Raw genomic sequence first — 17,035 nt, forward strand, 5'->3', positions numbered from 1 at the left:
GCCGTCATCAACCGCGACCTGCCGCTGATCCAGGGCATCGTGCTGGTCTTCGCGCTGCTGTTCGTGCTGATCAACCTTGCCGTCGACATGATCTATGCGCTGCTCAACCCGAGGCTGCGCCATGGATGATAGCCGCATCTCAAGACACGGCTCGGGCGCGAAGCTTTGGCTGGCCGGCTGCTGGCTGCTGCTGGCGCTGCTGGCCGCGATCTTCGCACCATTGGTCGCGCCGCAGGACCCGCTGGCGCAGGACCTGATGCTCCAGCGTTTGCCGCCCTTCTGGCTCAATGGCGCTGAACCCGGCTATTGGCTCGGTACCGACAGTCTCGGCCGCGACCTGCTCTCCCGGCTGATCTTCGGCGGCCGCATCGCCTTCATCGTCGCCTTCGCCGCGGCCATCGCGGCGTGCCTGGTCGGCTCAACGCTGGGTCTGGTCGCCGGCTATTTCGGCGGCTGGGCCGACCGCATCATCTCGCGTATCGTCGATGTCTGGATGGCGTTTCCGCCGGTGCTGTTCGCCATCCTGCTGGTGGCGGTGCTCGGCACCGGCTTAAGTTCCGTCATCCTCGCCATCGCCATCATCGACTGGACGCGTTTCTGCCGGGTGATCCGTGCCGAGGCGATGGGCCAGTCGCGCATGGACTATGTCGAGAATGCCCGCATTGCCGGCTATGGCCGTATCGGCATCATGCTGCGCGAAGTGCTGCCCAATGTGGTGCCCTCGATCGTAGCATTGCTGTCGCTGGAAATGGGCATCGCCGTCATCGTCGAGGCGATCCTGTCCTTCGTCAATCTGTCGATCTCGACCGATGACCCGACCTGGGGCGGCATTATCGCCGAGGGCCGGTTGTCGATCCATCAGGCCTGGTGGGTGCTGGTGTTCCCGCTGGTCACGCTGATCCTGACCGTGCTGTCGTTCAGCCAGTTCGGCGAAGCCCTGAAGGCACGTTTCGATCCGGTGTTGCGATGAGTTTAGCCGTCAAACCCTGCCTCGATATCCGAGACTTGAGCGCGGTGCTGCCGAACGGCCAGCGTGTGCTGCGCTCGGTGTCGCTCTCCGTTCAACCCGGCGAGGTCCGCGCTCTGGTCGGCGAGAGCGGCGCCGGCAAGACGATGATCGGCAAGGCGGTGCTCGGTGTGCTGCCACCGAGCGTGCGCGTTGTCGAGGGCGACATGCTGCTCGAAGGCGAAGACCTCGGCAAGCTCCAGCCGAAGGCACGGCGCACGCTGATTGGGGCGCGCACGGCTCTGATCCCGCAGGACCCACTGACCGCGCTCAATCCGTCGCGCCGCGTCGGCTCGCAGATGACCGACCGGCTGGTGCGCATCCTTGGCTGGAGCGGCGAAAAGGCCGACACGCGCATCCGCCAATTGCTGGATGAGGTGCAGATCCGCGACCCCGACCGTGTGCTGAAAAGCTATCCGCATGAACTCTCCGGCGGCATGCGCCAGCGCGTGCTGATCGCTGCCGCCTTCGCCGCCGAACCGCGATTGATTGTCGCCGACGAGCCGACCACGGCGCTCGACGTCACCGTGCAGAAGCAGATCCTGCGGCTTATCGCCGAGTTGCAGCGCGAGCATGGCACAGCAATCCTCTTCGTCACCCATGATCTCGGCGTCGTCGCCAAGATCAGCCAGAAGGTTTCGGTGCTCTATGCCGGCAAGGTGGTGGAAGAGGCTGAAACAGCTGCCCTCTTCGCCGCCCCGCAGCATCCCTATACGCGAGCGTTGATGGCGGCGACGCCGCGCTACACCGATCCATACGCTTCGCTGAAGCCCGTGGACGAAGCGGTGCTGGCCGGGCTTGCCGCCGAGATCGCTTCTGCAGACCAGGCCTGGAGGCGCCCGCATGGCTGAGCCGCTGTTTTCCGTGCGCGGGCTGAAGGTCGCGCTGCCCGACATGACGCGCAAGCCGCTGTTTGGCCGGGCGCCGTTGGCCGAGATCCTGAAAGGCTTGGACTTCGACCTGCCGCGGGGCTCGGTTACCGGCATTGTCGGCGAATCCGGTTCGGGCAAGTCGACGCTCGGCCGCGCGCTGGTGCGCCTGCTGGAGCCCAGCGCCGGCAGCATCACTTTCGACGGCCGCGACATCACCCATCTGCCGGAGGCTGAACTGCGGCCACTGCGCCGAAATCTGCAGATGATCTTCCAGGATCCGATGTCGTCGCTCAACCCGCGCCGCACCATTGCCAGCATCATCGCCGCACCGCTCAAGCAGAATGGCCTCGGCGACAATCTCAAGGCGCGTGTCGCCGAAGCGCTGCACAGGGTCGGCTTGCCGCAAAGCTTTGCCAGCCGCTATCGGCACGAACTGTCGGGCGGCCAGCGCCAGCGCGTCGGCATTGCCCGCGCGCTGGCGCTGTCGCCGAAATTCGTGCTGGCCGACGAGATCGTCTCCGGCCTCGACGTGTCGACGCAGGCGCAGATCCTCACCCTGCTGGAAAAGCTTGCGGTCGAAATGGGCTTGACCGTCGCTTTCATCAGCCACGACCTGTCGGTGATCCGACGGCTGTGCAAGCAAGTCATCGTCATGCGCGAGGGCGTGATCGTAGAGGCCAGCGGCACCGATGCCTTGTTTGAAAGCCCGAAGGATGCCTACACGCGCGTCCTGCTCGCCGCCATTCCACTGCCCGAGATTGACCCGGACTGGCTGCGGCCGCCGGCGAAGGCCCAGGCATGAATCCAACCGCACGACGAACAGCGGGCTTCGGACGTGCGCCATAACGAGTAGGCCCGCTAACGGAGGGGTAATATGAAAAACGCAATCGCCAGCACGATCGTTGCCATCGGCTTGTTTGGCTCGACGACAGCGGCTTCGGCGGATTCAATGCCTGGCATGCGCGGCCACGATCACACCGGCATCACGGTCCCCGACATGAAGCAGGCCGTCGACTTCTTCACAGAGGTGGTCGGCTGCAAGAAGGCGATGTCGTTCGGCCCGTTTTCCGATGACAAGGGCACGTTCATGCAGGATCTGGCCGGCGTTGACCCGAAAGCGGTTATCGAACAGATCACGCAGTTGCGTTGCGGCTATGGATCCAACATCGAGCTGTTCAAATACACAGCACCGGACCAGAAAGACCTGCATGCCAAGAATAGTGATATCGGGGGCTTCCACATAGCTTTCTATGTAGACGACGTCGCGGCAGTGAAGGCCTATCTGCAGGCCAAAGGCGTAGCAACGCGCCTCGGGCCGCTGCCTGTCAAAGAGGGTCCCGCGGCCGGCCAGACCATTATCTATTTCCAGGCACCTTGGGGATTGCAGTTGGAAGCGATCAGCTATCCCACGGGCATGGCCTATGAGAAGGGTGCGGAGACCGTCCTCTGGAGCCCGAAAGAGCCAGCAAAGTGATGGGCTGATATGGTTCGGCTCGAGGTTCGCCCTTGAGCCGAACTCCTGATTCTTGCGAAAACCGCGCTTGCTGACGCAAGTATCCGCCCTGTCCGGCCCGTTTCCGTGAAATCAGGACCACTCTGACCGGCCTCTACCAGCTTCAGTCCCTTCGAAATCAATTGGTCTTCGATCCGGATGATAGGGGGCCGCAGCAGTGATGGACCGCCCTCGCTCAGACGCTCGATGATCGCCTGCATCGAGGTTTCTGCATTCAATTTGTTCGCAGAACGGCAGCTTGGAATTTCTACTGTCGTTGCTCAACCTTAATAGCCAAAGCGGACGATGAATATGGTTGCCGGAGAACCGAATGACGTGCGATTGAAAAATGTCGACAGTCAATGGATTGTGCAGGTCATCGAAAATGGGAAAGTAACTCGGCATTCATTCAAGGCTCAAGCGACTGCCGAGAGTTACGCCGAATTCCAGCGCATCAAGCTCGGCCTGCCTGGAAGGCCACCAATCTGGGAATAGAACCTACTCGACGAGCGATCCAGGAGGATTTGCTAGACATGGGGCAGGGCTGCATCGCGGCTGAACCGGCAATTTGAGGAGGGGCTTCTCGAAGCTACCTGCCTGCTGGAATCGACCGCCAATACGGCCACATTCGTCGCCCCGATCTGCACTGCGCGCGCGCTCCGCCATATAGCGACTGCTCCCCTCGCTCCTGGACCGAAGCGGCGGCAGGCCCCAAAATGATCCGTCAGGGTGACGGCCGTTTCGGGGAGGGTGAAGCTCTATGCACTGATGCCGTGGATTTCGGCCCCGCCGATCCAAGCGGCTGCGCCCCTTAATCAACGAGGGCGCGCAAACCACTTTTGCGACGGCATGGGGATCCAGGACGTCATGCTCGGAATGGGACGCGGCGTGGATTCCAGTCAAGGGGCGGAGGCATTGCGTAGCAGGAGTTCGAGCGTTTCGATCAGGGCGAGCGCGCTCGCTGGCAGACGGCGCCCGCTTCGTTTGATGATCTGCACACGGCTCGCCTGCAACAGGGGGTCATCTATGGGCACGGCGACGAGGTCGCCTCTGGTCAGATGCTCAGGCACCGACGTTACCGACAGCACAGTCGCGCCGAGATTGGCAACCACGCAGTCGAGGATCGTCTGGATCGAATTGCTCGTCATCATAACGGGTATCCGGCGACCCGTCTGTTCCTGAATTTCTGCTAGTTGTTGACGAACGCCGAACCCGATGTCGGGAAGGATAATCCTGTGGCCGGTGAGCTCATCCAACGAAATGCTGGGGCGCCCCGCCAGCGCGTGTTCAGGCCGACAGATCAAGCAGGTGGGCTGTGAGAAAGAGCTAACGACGCGCACCCTCGGGTCGCCGGTCGGCCCCATGACGACACCAAAATAGCATTCATCCTCAGCCACCAGCGGGACGATTTCCCGCGAAGACAGGCTGCGAACCGAAATCGAGATCTGAGAATAGCGTTTCGAAAAACTTGCCAGCGCCTCGGCGAAGATCGTCCGCAACAATCCAGTCCCGATCGCCACGTCGAGGTGGCCGCTGCGCAGGCCCTTCAGGTCGTCAAGTTCCGTGAGCAGGGTCTCTCGCTGTGAAGCTCGATCGCGGTAGTATTCCAGAACACGCGCCCCGGCCGCCGTGAGGCGCACGACGTGACGCCCTCGCTCGATAAGTTCGATCCCGAGCTCTTCCTCGAGGCTGGCTATGTGCCGACTGATCGAGGAAGGGGCAATGTCCAACGATTCGCTGGCCGCGCGCATCGTGCCGAGCCTGTAGGCCCGATACAGATAATCGATGCGTTCATCCTTGAACTCCCGCGACGTCTTGCTCTCAAGGGAGATATCGGACTTTGCGCCAATGCTCCTCGTCGATTTCAGTGTTTTCTCCTAACTCTGCAATTTAGCTGGCCGGGCCCTTCTTACTTGGCAGTTTTGCCGCCGAAGAAATCCTTGAATGACGCCGCGCCCCTCGCGACCAAGCCGGGCTGGACAGGGGCCGCGCCTCCCGGACGTCCGCCGAGTGCATCTTGGGCAGCCTGCGCGAGCGATTTGATTTGCCGATTCGCCAAGGGGATGAGGATGCCCTGCGCCAACGATGCGAGTTTGCCGCTAACGATCGCTTCGACCGTCCAGTCGACGCGACTGCCGACCCCCAGCGGCTCGATCTCAAATGTCATCTTAGCGTCCATTATGCCCAGCGCATGACGGCCACTCAATTGATATTTGACGAATTTTGGGCGCTCGGCGCCGATCCGCTTGGTCTGGACATCTGATTTTCCGCGGATTTGAGGCACGCCGACTTCCAGTGTCACTGTGAACTCGGTTTCGGACGTCTTGGTGAGCCCTTTGAAGTAGGGGAGGATCGGCGCGAACTTGTCCGGGTCGGTTATGAAATCATAGACTGCTTCGGGCTCGGCTGCGGCCTCGAACTGTCCGTTCAGATTAACGTTCATTACTAGTTCTTTCCCATCTGGGATGCAGCGAGTACCGCATCGACTATTGGCGTGTAGCCCGTGCAGCGGCACGTGTTGCCGGCGAGACCCTTGCGAACGGCCGTTTCATCAGGGCTGGGATTCTCGGCAAGCAGCGAGGTTGCCGAGATCAGGAAGCCGGGCGTACAGAAGCCGCATTGCAGCGCGTGATTTTCAGAAAAGCACTTCTGGAGGATGCTGAGCGTGCCGTCCTTGGCAGCTAGTCCCTCCACCGTGCGAACCGTCTTGCCGTCGGCCTGGACAGCCAACAACGTGCAGGATTTGGCCGCGCGCCCGTCCAGGAGAATTGTGCATGCTCCGCAATAGCTGGTATCACAGCCAATGTGAGTGCCGGTCAGTTCGAGGGAATGCCGGAGGAATTCGACCAGCAGCATCCGGGGCTCGACTTGCGCTTCGATGGCCTTGCCATTGACTGTGAGCCGGATCGTCTTCTTGTGCGTGTTCATGACGTGCGGACTATCCATAGTAGTGGTGGGTATCCCTGACCTCGATGCCGGCTCGCCGGCGTGCGATGACGTCGAATGCGCGAATGACGAGACCGCGTGCCAGATTGCGCTTGTAGGCTTCCGAACCCTTGTTGTCGGAAAGCGGCTCAACGAAATGTGATGCCGCGTCGCCGATCAGCTTTGCAAGCGCCGCGTCGAACACCTTGCCGGCGGCGAACTCGTTGGCCGCGTCGAACGGCAGGGCGGTGAGACCCAGGCAGCCGAATCCGATTCTCAGCGAACGGACAATGTCGCCATCCAGATTGACCTGCAGGGCGCAGCTGGCGGTCGGATAGGCCGGCGCCGAGCGCTTGAAGGCAACGAAGGTCCCGAACCCGTCGAGCGATTCACGCGGAATAGCGATGCGCGTGATGATCTCGCCCATGGCGAGCGCGGGCGTATAGGCGTCCGCCAGAAGAGTGCGGATCGGCTGCACGCGGGTGCCCTCGGAGCCCTCGCAGAGGGCTACGGCACCGAGCGTCGTCAGCAAGGCCGGCCAGCAGGCGCAGGGATCAGCCTCGGCGATACTCCCGCCGATTGTGCCCATGTTGCGGACCTGGACGTCGGCGATGCCCAGTGCGCAGTCCTGAATGATGGGAAAGGTCTTGGCCGCCTCCGACTTGCCGGCCACCCCATGCCGCGTGAGCGCGCCGATCTCGATCAGGTCGTCGCCGAGCGTCACCTCGTCTGCGCCTTGGATACCGGTGAGATCTATAAGGAGTTTAGGCGCGAGAAGCCGGAGCTTCATCATCGGAATCAGAGTCTGGCCACCTGCCATCAACTTGGCGTCGGACCCTCCGTCTATCAGCGCAACGGAGGCTTCCGAGAAGCTTGCCACTTTGATGTAGTCGAAACGGCTTGGATACATGCGCAGCCTCTGTCACCTGTTTGGCGGCGATTTAGCCATCGAACAGCCCGGGTATCAATGCAGCCACGTGTCTTGTTGGTTGCGCCGGCCGCAATGCGAATGAATGCGCATTGCGCAACAAATTGTCCGGACGCCGGCATCGAATGGCCGGTCTCGCCTGTCGTATATGCAATCCAAGGCACGACGATGCCGTGGCATTCAACTTATGACAACGCTGGGACTTTTGTAATGACGTTAGCGCCGGATGGCCTCGAGCTTGGTCCGATCGGAGATAAGATCATTTTTGAAAACAGCCAGGTCCGGGTATGGAGCCTGGAACTGGCTCCGGGCCAACTTCAGCGCTGGCACGAACATCACCACACCTACCTCGTCATCCCGATCACGGCAGGCGAGAACGTGATGGAATTCGTCAGCGGCCGCGTCGTGAACACACATGAGCAGCCGGGGCAGGCGCTTTACCGGCAGCCGGGCGAACCGCATCAACTGCGCAATACGAGCACCTTCCACTATCGAAATGTCTTGGTCGAACTCCTCGATCAGCCGAAGGCCGCCGTCTAGGTGATCCTGCAAACAAACGAATAACGGAAACAGCAAATGGCGAGTTCTGACGCAACCATTCCAGGCATGCCAAACGGCATGCCTTCACTCGAAGAACTGCTTGTGAATACCAACGAGATGGAATGGCGGGCGAAGTCGTTGCCCGGCGTTTTTGAGAAGATGCTTTGGCGCGATGAGGCAACCGGCGCCTCGGTTGCCCTCATCAAATTCGCCAAAGGCGCCAGCATTCCTTCGCCGCACATGCACGCGTCGAACCAGATGATGTTCTGCCTGTCTGGGCATTACGAATACACGTCGACCGGCGTGACGCTGAGGGCGGGCTCCTTCTATCTCAACCCCAAGGGCAATGTGCACGGCCCGACGCTGGCTCATGAAGAGACGGTCGTCGTGGAGATCTATGACGGCCCTCACTATCCGAAGATGCCGGACTGGTACACGGACGAGCAGGACGCACGATGACCAAGCACCGGGTGCCTGTCGCCGATCTCGTCGCGTTCGCGGCGTCGCTCTTTGCCACGAAGGGCGTACGGCCCGACGATGCCCACTACGTATCTCAATGCCTTGTGTTGGCGGATCAGGAGGGTGTTCCGTCCCATGGCGTCATGCTCGTGCCGATGTATCTGTCGCGGCTAGAGGCAGGCTCGGTTGATGCCAGGTCGCAAGGCCAGGTGGTCTCACGCAAAGGCGGCGTTGCCGTCGTCGACGCGGAAAACGGGCTAGGGCAACTGACCTCGCGAACGGCAATCGCTTTGGCGCTGGAAGGCGCCCGCGAGCACGGCCTCGGCGCGGTCGCGGTCAGGCGTGGTTTCCACTTCGGCACAGCCGGGCATTGGGCGAGCGAACTCGCTCGGGCAGGCTGCATCGGCATCGTCCTTTCCAACACGCGTCCGCTGATGCCGGGTATTGGTGGCACCGAGCCACTCGTAGGTAACAACCCGCTGGCAATCGCGGTGCCTGCTCCGGACGTGCCAGTCGTCCTCGACATGGCGCTGAGTGCCGCCGCAATGGGCAAAATCAGAATAGCCGCCGCTGCCGGCCTCGCCATTCCCGGGGACTGGGCAACCGACAAGAACGGCGTTCCCACAACCGATCCAGCCGCCGCCATCGAAGGAATGCTGCTGCCCGCGGCTGGCCCGAAAGGCTTTGGACTGGCGGTGATGATTGATCTGCTTGCTGGCGGCCTTTCGTCCGGCGGCGTCGGCTCCGCGATCAAGCCTTTGTATGGTGATCCAGGCCAACCCTATGACTGCGCGCATTTCTTCCTCGCAATCCAGGTCGATGCGTTCCGGTCGCCTGCGTCTTTCGAGGGACTGGTCGGCGAGGTGGTAGAGCGCATCCGGACCTCGCGCCCGGTTGACCCTGCTTCTCCAGTAATGGCGCCAGGCGATCCCGCCAGCAATGCGCGGCGGCTCGCCGAAAAGGACTGTCCAGTTGATCCGGCGACGCTGCGTAGCCTTGAACACGCGGCTCAGCGAGCCAACGTGCCATTTCCGTTTTCCATTCCAACCTAGCGAGGCCGACATGCCCAAGAAATCCATCACATCCAGCAAACTGGCAGTTCCGAACGGCCATTTTTCGCAGGCCAGCATCGCGGAAGCCAAGGGCAAGCTGCTGTTCATCTCCGGCATGACTGCTCGCAAGGCAGACGGCACAATCGCAGGCATCGGCGACGTTTCGATCCAGACGCGCCAGGTTCTCGATAACGTCAAGGCGGCCGTGGAGGAGGCCGGCGGCACACTGGAGGACATCTGCCGGGTAGACGTCTATGTCCGCAACATCGAGCATTTTGACGCGATCCATAAGGTACGCCGCGAATATTTTCCGAACGAGGCCCCTGCGTCGACAATGGTTGAGGTCAGCAAGATGGTGAAGCCCGAATATCTGATCGAGATCAGCGCCATCGCTGTACTTTACTAATCGGAGTTGATCCTCAATGCGGTTTGCTTCCATTCGACACAAGGATCGCGTCCTGCCGGCACTGATCGATCACGGCAAGGCTGTGCTTCTGGAGGATGTCGCTCCGGACGTCGTCGGCATCATTGAAATGGGCGCGCAAGGGCTGGCGGCCGCGAAGGCGGCGCTGGCCGACGCGTCGCGCGCGCGCGTCGATGACTTCACCTTCGCCGCGCCGATCACGCGCTTCCGCCGTGACGTGTTGTGCTGCGGCTGGAACTACTGGGACCATTTCGAGGAAAGCAAGGGCAAGCGCGAAGGCCAGGACGTGGACCGTCCAAAGGCGCCGACCTTCTTCACGAAGAGCCCTTCGACAGTCATCGGCCCCTGCGACCCAATCGCCTATGACCCCGGGATCTCCGCCAAATGGGACTATGAAGCCGAAATCGCTATTGTCATAGGCAAGGGCGGGCGCAGCATCCCGCGTGCACAAGCGCTCGACCATATCTTCGGCATTACCTTGGCCAACGACGTCAGCCAGCGTGACTTGCAGCGCCGGCATGGCGGACAGTGGTTTAAGGGCAAAAGCATCGACGGCACGATGCCGCTCGGACCGACCATCGTCACGCTGGACGAAATTCGCTTCGAGGACCTCTGGATCGAGTGCCATGTCAACGGCCAACGGGTTCAACATGCGTCGACCAGGCAAATGGCCTTCCCTATCGACGAACTGATTGCCGAACTCTCGTTCGGCATGACGCTGTATCCCGGCGACGTGCTGCTCACGGGTACGCCGGCCGGCATCGGAAATGCGCGTGAACCGCCGGTCTTCATGGGCGAGGGGGATCGCGTTGTAGTGTCGGTGGATGGCATAGGAGGCTTGGACAATACGCTCGTCCGCATAGATCTTCGCGGACAAAGCGACGTGTCTCTCGCCTGATATGCGCTTTTCGCAGTGGCGGCAGGTTGAGCGACATCATCGGGAGCGTTCGACCATGAACACCAACTTTGATTACATCGTCGTGGGTAGCGGTATCAACGCGCTGGTCTGCGCCGCCATGCTGGGCGGCAAGAGACAGCGCGTATTGGTACTGGAACGCAATGACCGCATCGGCGGCTGCATGCGCAGCGACGAGATTACCGCGCCGGGCTTCGTCCACGACGTGATGGCAACGACCTTCATCCTGTTTGTGACCGGGTCCGCATATTCTGTGCTAGGACCCGACCTTGAGCGCCTTGGCGTCGAATTCTGCAACACCGATACCCCGCATGCGGTGGTTCTGCCCGATGGCCGTCATCTGGTCATCCGGCGCGACCGGGAGGTTAATGTCCAGGCGCTGGATGCACTCGCCTCGGGCGATGGCTTGAATTACCGGGAGGACATGGAAGGAATCGAGAAGGATGCCGCTTTGCTGTTCGGCCTTTTGGGCGGACGCCTGTGGAGCTTCGCGACACTCAAGCTGCTGCTGACGGAAGCCTGGCGGCGCGGGCCACTCGGGCTCAAAGCCTTGATTGGCAATGCACTGACGCCAGCCCGTTCCTGGCTCGAGTCAAGCTACCGCTCCGATGTCGCCAGGGCTTTATGGGCTCCTTGGTCGCTTCATGCAGGCCTTGGTCCCGAGGATGCTTTTTCTGGCCAGATAGGCAAAGTAATCGGATTCTCGCTGGAGGCTGGCGGCTCTCCGATCGTCAAGGGCGGGGCGGGCGAGCTGCTCTCCGCCTTCTCGAAGCTGATCGCGGAACGCAGCGGAACGATCAGGACACAGGCCGACGTGGTGAGCGTGATCAGGACGGGAGGTCGCGCCACGGGAGTTCGCATTGCCTCGGGCGCGGAGTTTTCCGCCGCGAAGGGCGTCATCTGCTCGATGACGCCGACCCAGCTCTATGAAAGGCTACTGGGCGGTGCCCAGGTCATGAACGAGCCGGATGCCGTCGCGAAGTATCGCCACGGCAAAGGCAATTTCCAAATGCACTACGCACTCGACCGGATGCCGGTCTGGAAGAACGCCGAACTGGCCCAGGCTGCAGTGGTGCATCTTACCAACGGCATCGACGGGGTTTCCAAAGCTTGCAACGAAGCTCTGCGCGGCATGCTCCCGGAACTGCCGACGATCTGCGTTCAGCAACCACATGTGCTTGACCCGTCGCGCTGCCCGCCAGGCAAGGCCATCTTGTGGCTGCAAATGCCGGAGGCGCCCCGCTTCGTTAAGGGCGATGCCGCCGGCTTGCTGGATCCGCCAGAAGATGGACGGTGGACCGAGAGCGTGCGCGAGGCCTATGCCGATCGGGTGGAGGCTATGCTTGCGGCGCATATCGACGGATTCCAAGAATCCATAATAGCACGTCGAGCCTATTCGCCCGCCGATATCGAGGCCATGAATATCAATCTGGTTGGCGGCGATCCTTACGGCGGCTCTTCCACCATCGATCAAGCGTTTCTGTGGCGGCCGTTCAAGCACAGCGTCAACCACAAGACCGATGTCGAAGGTCTCTATCTGATCGGAGCCTCGACACATCCAGGATCCGGGCTGGGCGGCGGTTCCGGCTTCCTGCTCGCGCAGCATCTGACGGGATGATGCGCAAGGCTAGGACCCTGCCCGCTGTGCATAGCCGGCTACCAAGCTGACCCCAAACTATTGATTCGCCAAAATTGCGTTTCGGAACCGGTCGAGCCCGTCCTGCAAGACGGAACGGGGGCAAGCAAGGTTCAGCCGGACGTGGCCCTCGCCGCTGTCCACGAACATTTCGCCACCCTCGATGACAACACCGGCCCGTTCGAGGAAGAAGCGCGTCAGGTCGACCGAACCTGAGAAATACCCGCGCATGTCGATCCAGGCGAGATAGGTCGCCTCGGGAACACGCAACCTTGCATTCGGGAGATGTCCCCGCACAAACTCGTCTGCAAGTGCAAAGTTCCCATCCAGGTAGATCCGCAGTTCGTCCAACCATGCCTCGCCGCCGCGATAGGAACCGATCGCGGCCGCAAGGCTAATCGGGTTGATGAACGGATAGTGCAGTTCGTTCCATACCGCTCTTAGCGCCTCATCGGGGATGACGATTGTAGCAATCATCATGCCGGCGAGATTGAAGGTCTTACTCACCGCCATGCATGTGACGATCTCGCGGCTTTGCGGGAAAAGCTTGGCGAGGGGCGTGTGTTTGAGCCCGCAGCGAAGCAGGTCGCAATGGATTTCGTCGGAAATGATCTTCAAGCCGTGCTTGAAGCAGATTTCCGCGAGGCGCCGCAACTCGGCTTCGCTCCAGAGCCGCCCGGTTGGATTGTGTGGGTGACACAGGAAGAAGACCTTGACCGAGATGTCCGCCGCCTTCTCTTCGAAATCTTTGAAATCGACCTCGTAGTGGCCATCATTGTTGATGAGCGGTGATGTGACCAATGTTCGGCCGCTCTTCACCGTAGCGTGCTTGAAGTAACCGTAGGAGGGGCTGAGAGTCAGCACCTTGTCATGCGGTCCGCAGAGATAGTTGACGAGGCCGAACAGGGCAGGAATGACACCGAGCGACAAGGCCAGCTGCTCGCGCGGAAAGGTCCAACCGTACCGGCGCTGACACCAGGCGTGGAAGACATCATAGAGTTGGTTGTCGTAGTTCATCGTATAGCCGAATATCGGATGCTTCAACCGATCCAACATGGCATCCAGCGCGGCTTGTGGGGCGGCGAACTGCATATCGGCGACCCACATCTGGATAATGTCCTCTTTCGGCTGATCGAGCACGACGGGCGCGGTCCTCTGCGAGAAGAGATATTTCTCATACCCTTCAGCCGCGGACGCATTGCTATCGAGGCGGGAAATCAGGCGGTCGAAATCGTGGTGCATTGGAGACTGACCAGGAAGCGTGGGTGGATTGCGCTGGACATCGTTGCGCTGAAAGCAATTTATTCTGCGAATTGACGCAAGTCTTGCTAATGTTTTTGCTGGTATAGCCAATCACTGGCAGATCCCACTAAGGGACGACGAAATGGACGAGATTGATTCCAAGATCCTCATAGAGTTGCAAAAAGACGGTCGGCTCACCAATCAAGAGTTAAGCGAACGCGTGAATCTGTCACCCTCCCCATGCCACAGGCGCGTCCGGCTTTTGGAAGAAGCCGGCGTGATAGAAGGTTATGGTGCGCGGCTCAGCCATAGGGCTCTCGGAATGCCGATCATCGCCTTTATTCTTGTCCGGCTCGCGGCGCAGAGCAAAAGCGCCATGGCAGAATTCGAGGTGGGTATTCGCCGAACATCCGAGATCACTGCCTGTTATCTCATGTCAGGACGGCAGGATTATCTACTTCAGGTGTTCACCGCCTCATTGGATAGTTATGAAGAATTCGTGCGCAACAAACTCTCAGAGTTGCCGGGTATCGGATCCTGGGAGACGAATTTCGTGTTTGGGGAAATCAAGAAGAGCTTCCTGACGCCGAAAATAGGTTCACGTTGACCTCTTTGCAGAGAGGGAGAACCAGAAATCTGCGCCCATCCGAGATGGCGCCCGAGCGCAATCGCCGTTCGCGCGCGAAGCGCTCCTCCTGGAGTGCCGAAGCAGATCAGCTAGCCAGCAAGCCGCTCGTCAGCGACCGAAACACCCCAGGCATTCATGGCATTCAGCACACCACTGAGCGTCATGCCCATAGGTGTCAATTCATAGACAACCCTTGGCGGTGTCTCGGCAAAAGCGGTCCGGGTGACAATGCCATGTTGCTCAAAACGTTTGAGCCGATGGGTGAGCGTGTGCGCGCTGATGCCGTCCAGCGCTGTTTTTAGTTCATTGAACCGTCGTGGACCCACGAGCAGTTCTCGAACGATCAGCGTCGCCCAAGGTCCGTCCAGCAACAGCAGGCAGCGCTCTACGCCACATTCCGGAAGACAATGATCAGCCATGTTCGCTTGTTCGCTTTCCGCCCCAAAATAATTCTGCGTGGTGCCCATTAGTGCATTTGACGTAACCGATGCACAGAATGCACTGATGCGGCTTTCTAACCGCTTAGCGAGATTATGCCCATGCCTTTCATCATCCACGGTGCCACCGGCGCACAAGGTGCGCCCCTGTTCGAGCGCTTCAAAACGGCAGGAAAATCCGTCAAGGCCGCATCGCGCACTGCTGAGAACGGCGACCATTCGGTGACTGCCGATGCCGCCTCAACGGACTCTCTGATCAGCGCATACGACCAGGCCGAAGGCATTTTCGTGCATCTGCCCCAGGCCCCGGAGGCCCTGCGCCAAAGCTATGCGAACAACATCGTTGCGGCCATCCGCGCTGCGCGACCGTCACACGTCGTGATTTCGACCAGCGGTGCGGTTGTCGACACGCCAGACAGCCCGCTGCAGGCGTCTGCCGATTCCGCCATCATGACGCTGATCAACGGCGTCAAGGGTAGTGGCGTTTCAAATGCTATCGTCGCGCCCCGGCTGTACCTTGAAAACCTGCTGCTCCCCATGGTCTCTGCACCAGTCAGTTCCGCGGGCGTTCTGCGCTACCCAATTCGGCCTGACTATGCCGTTTCGTGGAGCTCCCACGCGGACGTGGCCAAGGTTGCAGAACGCCTGCTGCTGGACAGGACGTTGACGGGTGTTGTCGGCATCGGTCACTTGCCCGGACTGCTTGGTGCGGATCTGGCGGCCGGCTTCAGCAAGCATTTTGGCCGCAACGTGACTTTTGAAGCGCAAACGCCCGAAGCGTTTGGCGATTTGATCGAGCCTTTCTTTGGCCCGGCATTTGCCGGCGTCGTTCAGTTCTACCAGGCGCATTGGCAGGCTCCTGCGAACACGATCGATCCAAACACCAGTTCGCAAATCCTCCTCGGGATTGCGCCAGACAATGTCGAGACATGGTTGGCGAAAGCGCTCGTCCGATAGCAGGCAGGTCGGCCGGGATGACCGACAGAAGCGGGGTTCGGACACGAACCCCGCTTCTGCTGCTTCTCGAGCGCGATCAGGTCTTGTATTGCCGGCGAAAAGCGAGCGGCGTGCTATCCGTCTCACGCTTGAAGAACTTGGCGAAGTTGGTTGCCTCCTCGAAACCCAGGCCCTCCGCGATAAGGTAGATGGGCCGGTCGGTATGGACCAAGAGCCGTTTTGCCTCAAGGGCGATGCGAGCCGTGATGACGCTCTTGGCGCTCTGTCCAGTGGCCTCCATTGCTGCCCGGGTCAGGCTTTTCTCCGTGCAGCCCAAAGCTGCTGCGTAGGCGGCTACCTGATGCCAGCCGGCATAGTTCTGTTCGACCAGCTTGCGAAATTTGGCAAAGCGCTGCAGGGCTAGGTTAGCCGCGTCCGCCGAACCTATCTGCCGGTCCTGCAATATGGTCAGCCGCAAAAGGAGCGCGCAAAGCTGGTACCGCAGCAGCGCGTGGAGATCCTTGGGCGCCGCCTCGATCGCCGCATCCAGCCGCATCCTGGTGATGACCGCGCTAACCGCCTGGAAATCTCCGCTCGACAGGGGCAGATGATCGGGCAACCGATCGAGACCAAGCGCCGGCAGCAGATCGGCGGTCGTCTGTGTCTCCGATGGCAGGAATTCCGCCCGGAACAGCACCATCCATCCGTCCCAGCCTTCATCGGAACCGAAGCTGTGAACTTGGCCGGGCCTGAGCACGAGCAGGGACCCCGCCGAGCAGGCGACCGGCTGGAAATCCACCAGTTGGGTTACTTCGCCTTCGGTGACGCAGATCAGCGTGTGGAAGGAATAGTGGTACAGCGCCAGGATTTCCGCGCGGGTGACCCGGCGACGCAGTTCGGAAAACAGGAAGACCTCGACGTCGAGTTCGCGCCCATGTGGACGGTACGCGAGTTGATCTACCTTTGCCCTGCTCCTTGCCATGATCGTCTCCCGCCAACACCGATGTCCGCTAAGTATCATATTTCGGCGCAAATGCACCACGACAGATTGATCTATTGCCCGTTATTATCACTACATGAACAGCGCGGATCGCTCCGCAGCAGGTTCCAACAGAGGCAAGGAGAGACAGAATGACCAATATCGACATCGCAAAGAGCTACATCAAAGCCGTCCAGACCAATGACCAAGCCACGCTTGGCGGCTTGCTGTCCCCGCAGATCATCTGGCATCAGCCCGGCGCCAACCAGTTCTCGGGCATCAAGAACGGCATTGCCGAATTTGGCGCCATGATGGGCGCCATGATGGCCAAGTCCGGCGGCAGTTTCGCTATCACCCACGCCCATCGCTATCTCGCCAACGGCAACCTGGTTGCCATCGAGATCGAGTTCGCCGGCCAGCGCGAAGGCGCCAAGGTCGATCAGCCCGGTATCGATCTGCTGCGCATTGCAGACGGCAAGATCGTCGAAGTGTGGCTGTTCTCCTCGGACCCAGAGCAGGAAGACGCCTTCTGGGGCAAGTAAGTCATCGCACCTACGGCAGCG

Annotated in this window: 22 protein-coding genes; 15 read left to right on the forward strand and 7 right to left on the reverse strand. The window is 60.6% G+C overall.

Annotated elements, in window-relative coordinates; translation table 11 throughout:
• From EN993_RS06200 to EN993_RS06225, 6 genes are all read left to right on the forward strand, one after another.
• A partial coding sequence (locus tag EN993_RS06200) for an ABC transporter permease subunit (protein WP_127262673.1) occupies nucleotides 1-129 on the forward strand: 129 nt, incomplete at its 5' end.
• Nucleotides 122-970, forward strand: a complete 849-nt coding sequence (locus tag EN993_RS06205) for an ABC transporter permease (RefSeq protein ID WP_127262674.1) — start codon at nucleotides 122-124, stop codon at nucleotides 968-970. The genes EN993_RS06200 and EN993_RS06205, both read left to right, overlap by 8 nt.
• A complete protein-coding gene (locus tag EN993_RS06210; protein ID WP_127262675.1) occupies nucleotides 967-1,857 on the forward strand; it encodes an ABC transporter ATP-binding protein in 891 nt (296 codons plus the stop codon). The genes EN993_RS06205 and EN993_RS06210 overlap by 4 nt, the downstream gene beginning before the upstream one ends.
• The gene (locus EN993_RS06215) at nucleotides 1,850-2,680 is read left to right on the forward strand and encodes an ATP-binding cassette domain-containing protein (RefSeq protein ID WP_127262676.1); all 831 of its coding nucleotides are present in this window, start codon (nucleotides 1,850-1,852) and stop codon (nucleotides 2,678-2,680) included. Before EN993_RS06210 ends, EN993_RS06215 begins: the two co-directional genes overlap by 8 nt.
• Before the next feature lie 72 nt (nucleotides 2,681-2,752).
• Complete coding sequence (locus EN993_RS06220) at nucleotides 2,753-3,352, forward strand: VOC family protein (protein ID WP_127262677.1); 600 nt, start codon at nucleotides 2,753-2,755, stop codon at nucleotides 3,350-3,352.
• A 324-nt stretch (nucleotides 3,353-3,676) separates the two neighbouring features.
• Nucleotides 3,677-3,865, forward strand: a complete 189-nt coding sequence (locus EN993_RS06225; RefSeq protein WP_245468657.1) for a hypothetical protein — start codon at nucleotides 3,677-3,679, stop codon at nucleotides 3,863-3,865.
• Nucleotides 3,866-4,269: 404 nt separating this feature from the next.
• Here the strand turns inward: EN993_RS06225 and EN993_RS06230 are convergent, their stop codons facing one another.
• From EN993_RS06230 to EN993_RS06245, 4 genes are read right to left on the reverse strand one after another with little or no spacing between them, the layout of a single operon-like run.
• Nucleotides 4,270-5,238, reverse strand: a complete 969-nt coding sequence (locus EN993_RS06230) for a LysR family transcriptional regulator (protein ID WP_348629871.1) — start codon at nucleotides 5,236-5,238, stop codon at nucleotides 4,270-4,272.
• A gap of 41 nt (nucleotides 5,239-5,279) precedes the next feature.
• Entirely contained in the window at nucleotides 5,280-5,813 is a 534-nt protein-coding gene (locus EN993_RS06235) for an SRPBCC domain-containing protein (protein ID WP_127262680.1), read from the reverse strand.
• A gap of 2 nt (nucleotides 5,814-5,815) precedes the next feature.
• Nucleotides 5,816-6,298: a (2Fe-2S)-binding protein gene (locus tag EN993_RS06240; protein WP_127262681.1), complete on the reverse strand. Its 483-nt coding sequence runs from the start codon at nucleotides 6,296-6,298 to the stop codon at nucleotides 5,816-5,818.
• Nucleotides 6,299-6,308: 10 nt separating this feature from the next.
• Entirely contained in the window at nucleotides 6,309-7,205 is an 897-nt protein-coding gene (locus EN993_RS06245) for an FAD binding domain-containing protein (RefSeq protein ID WP_127262682.1), read from the reverse strand.
• Nucleotides 7,206-7,433: 228 nt separating this feature from the next.
• Here EN993_RS06245 and EN993_RS06250 point away from each other — a divergent pair, with 228 nt between their 5' ends.
• The 6 genes from EN993_RS06250 (at nucleotide 7,434) to EN993_RS06275 (ending at nucleotide 12,232) form a co-directional block, all read left to right on the forward strand.
• Complete coding sequence (locus EN993_RS06250; RefSeq protein ID WP_019863854.1) at nucleotides 7,434-7,763, forward strand: hypothetical protein; 330 nt, start codon at nucleotides 7,434-7,436, stop codon at nucleotides 7,761-7,763.
• Nucleotides 7,764-7,799: 36 nt separating this feature from the next.
• Complete coding sequence (locus EN993_RS06255; RefSeq protein ID WP_206532350.1) at nucleotides 7,800-8,222, forward strand: cupin domain-containing protein; 423 nt, start codon at nucleotides 7,800-7,802, stop codon at nucleotides 8,220-8,222.
• Complete coding sequence (locus EN993_RS06260; RefSeq protein WP_127262683.1) at nucleotides 8,219-9,274, forward strand: Ldh family oxidoreductase; 1,056 nt, start codon at nucleotides 8,219-8,221, stop codon at nucleotides 9,272-9,274. Before EN993_RS06255 ends, EN993_RS06260 begins: the two co-directional genes overlap by 4 nt.
• A gap of 10 nt (nucleotides 9,275-9,284) precedes the next feature.
• Nucleotides 9,285-9,680: a RidA family protein gene (locus EN993_RS06265; RefSeq protein ID WP_127262684.1), complete on the forward strand. Its 396-nt coding sequence runs from the start codon at nucleotides 9,285-9,287 to the stop codon at nucleotides 9,678-9,680.
• Nucleotides 9,681-9,762: 82 nt separating this feature from the next.
• Nucleotides 9,763-10,596 carry a fumarylacetoacetate hydrolase family protein gene (locus tag EN993_RS06270; protein WP_245468659.1) on the forward strand — a complete coding sequence of 278 codons (834 nt, stop codon included), beginning with the start codon at nucleotides 9,763-9,765 and terminating at the stop codon, nucleotides 10,594-10,596.
• Nucleotides 10,597-10,651: 55 nt separating this feature from the next.
• Nucleotides 10,652-12,232 (forward strand): NAD(P)/FAD-dependent oxidoreductase, encoded by a 1,581-nt coding sequence (locus tag EN993_RS06275; RefSeq protein WP_127262686.1) that lies wholly within the window; start codon nucleotides 10,652-10,654, stop codon nucleotides 12,230-12,232.
• Between the two features lie 57 nt (nucleotides 12,233-12,289).
• On the opposite strand, the gene EN993_RS06280 is transcribed toward EN993_RS06275, so the two are convergent.
• Nucleotides 12,290-13,492 (reverse strand): PatB family C-S lyase, encoded by a 1,203-nt coding sequence (locus EN993_RS06280; protein WP_127262687.1) that lies wholly within the window; start codon nucleotides 13,490-13,492, stop codon nucleotides 12,290-12,292.
• Between the two features lie 142 nt (nucleotides 13,493-13,634).
• Between EN993_RS06280 and EN993_RS06285 the strand changes: the two genes are divergently transcribed.
• Nucleotides 13,635-14,099: an Lrp/AsnC family transcriptional regulator gene (locus tag EN993_RS06285; protein ID WP_127262688.1), complete on the forward strand. Its 465-nt coding sequence runs from the start codon at nucleotides 13,635-13,637 to the stop codon at nucleotides 14,097-14,099.
• Nucleotides 14,100-14,209: 110 nt separating this feature from the next.
• Here the strand turns inward: EN993_RS06285 and EN993_RS06290 are convergent, their stop codons facing one another.
• Nucleotides 14,210-14,587, reverse strand: coding sequence for a helix-turn-helix domain-containing protein (locus tag EN993_RS06290; protein WP_206532351.1), 378 nt, complete (start codon nucleotides 14,585-14,587; stop codon nucleotides 14,210-14,212).
• 72 nt (nucleotides 14,588-14,659) lie between these two features.
• Here EN993_RS06290 and EN993_RS06295 point away from each other — a divergent pair, with 72 nt between their 5' ends.
• On the forward strand, nucleotides 14,660-15,514 hold the full coding sequence (locus EN993_RS06295) for an NmrA family NAD(P)-binding protein (RefSeq protein ID WP_127262689.1): 855 nt from the start codon (nucleotides 14,660-14,662) through the stop codon (nucleotides 15,512-15,514).
• 76 nt (nucleotides 15,515-15,590) lie between these two features.
• Here the strand turns inward: EN993_RS06295 and EN993_RS06300 are convergent, their stop codons facing one another.
• Nucleotides 15,591-16,535: a helix-turn-helix domain-containing protein gene (locus tag EN993_RS06300; RefSeq protein ID WP_245468661.1), complete on the reverse strand. Its 945-nt coding sequence runs from the start codon at nucleotides 16,533-16,535 to the stop codon at nucleotides 15,591-15,593.
• Between the two features lie 89 nt (nucleotides 16,536-16,624).
• Between EN993_RS06300 and EN993_RS06305 the strand changes: the two genes are divergently transcribed.
• Complete coding sequence (locus EN993_RS06305; RefSeq protein ID WP_127262691.1) at nucleotides 16,625-17,014, forward strand: nuclear transport factor 2 family protein; 390 nt, start codon at nucleotides 16,625-16,627, stop codon at nucleotides 17,012-17,014.
• The last annotated feature ends 21 nt before the right edge of the window (nucleotides 17,015-17,035 follow it).

The sequence above is a fragment of the Mesorhizobium sp. M7D.F.Ca.US.004.01.2.1 genome (genome assembly GCF_003997785.1).
Taxonomy (GTDB): Bacteria; Pseudomonadota; Alphaproteobacteria; order Rhizobiales; family Rhizobiaceae; genus Mesorhizobium; species Mesorhizobium loti.

Coding starts and splice junctions, on each gene's coding strand:
- EN993_RS06240 (WP_127262681.1), bottom strand. CDS start 6,298: ATGAACACGCACAAGAAGACGATCCGGCTCACAGTCAATGGCAAGGCC.
- EN993_RS06280 (WP_127262687.1), bottom strand. CDS start 13,492: ATGCACCACGATTTCGACCGCCTGATTTCCCGCCTCGATAGCAATGCG.
- EN993_RS06220 (WP_127262677.1), top strand. CDS start 2,753: ATGAAAAACGCAATCGCCAGCACGATCGTTGCCATCGGCTTGTTTGGC.
- EN993_RS06225 (WP_245468657.1), top strand. CDS start 3,677: ATGAATATGGTTGCCGGAGAACCGAATGACGTGCGATTGAAAAATGTC.
- EN993_RS06260 (WP_127262683.1), top strand. CDS start 8,219: ATGACCAAGCACCGGGTGCCTGTCGCCGATCTCGTCGCGTTCGCGGCG.
- EN993_RS06250 (WP_019863854.1), top strand. CDS start 7,434: ATGACGTTAGCGCCGGATGGCCTCGAGCTTGGTCCGATCGGAGATAAG.
- EN993_RS06215 (WP_127262676.1), top strand. CDS start 1,850: ATGGCTGAGCCGCTGTTTTCCGTGCGCGGGCTGAAGGTCGCGCTGCCC.
- EN993_RS06210 (WP_127262675.1), top strand. CDS start 967: ATGAGTTTAGCCGTCAAACCCTGCCTCGATATCCGAGACTTGAGCGCG.
- EN993_RS06305 (WP_127262691.1), top strand. CDS start 16,625: ATGACCAATATCGACATCGCAAAGAGCTACATCAAAGCCGTCCAGACC.
- EN993_RS06205 (WP_127262674.1), top strand. CDS start 122: ATGGATGATAGCCGCATCTCAAGACACGGCTCGGGCGCGAAGCTTTGG.
- EN993_RS06245 (WP_127262682.1), bottom strand. CDS start 7,205: ATGTATCCAAGCCGTTTCGACTACATCAAAGTGGCAAGCTTCTCGGAA.
- EN993_RS06290 (WP_206532351.1), bottom strand. CDS start 14,587: ATGGGCACCACGCAGAATTATTTTGGGGCGGAAAGCGAACAAGCGAAC.
- EN993_RS06275 (WP_127262686.1), top strand. CDS start 10,652: ATGAACACCAACTTTGATTACATCGTCGTGGGTAGCGGTATCAACGCG.
- EN993_RS06235 (WP_127262680.1), bottom strand. CDS start 5,813: ATGAACGTTAATCTGAACGGACAGTTCGAGGCCGCAGCCGAGCCCGAA.
- EN993_RS06295 (WP_127262689.1), top strand. CDS start 14,660: ATGCCTTTCATCATCCACGGTGCCACCGGCGCACAAGGTGCGCCCCTG.
- EN993_RS06265 (WP_127262684.1), top strand. CDS start 9,285: ATGCCCAAGAAATCCATCACATCCAGCAAACTGGCAGTTCCGAACGGC.
- EN993_RS06285 (WP_127262688.1), top strand. CDS start 13,635: ATGGACGAGATTGATTCCAAGATCCTCATAGAGTTGCAAAAAGACGGT.
- EN993_RS06255 (WP_206532350.1), top strand. CDS start 7,800: ATGGCGAGTTCTGACGCAACCATTCCAGGCATGCCAAACGGCATGCCT.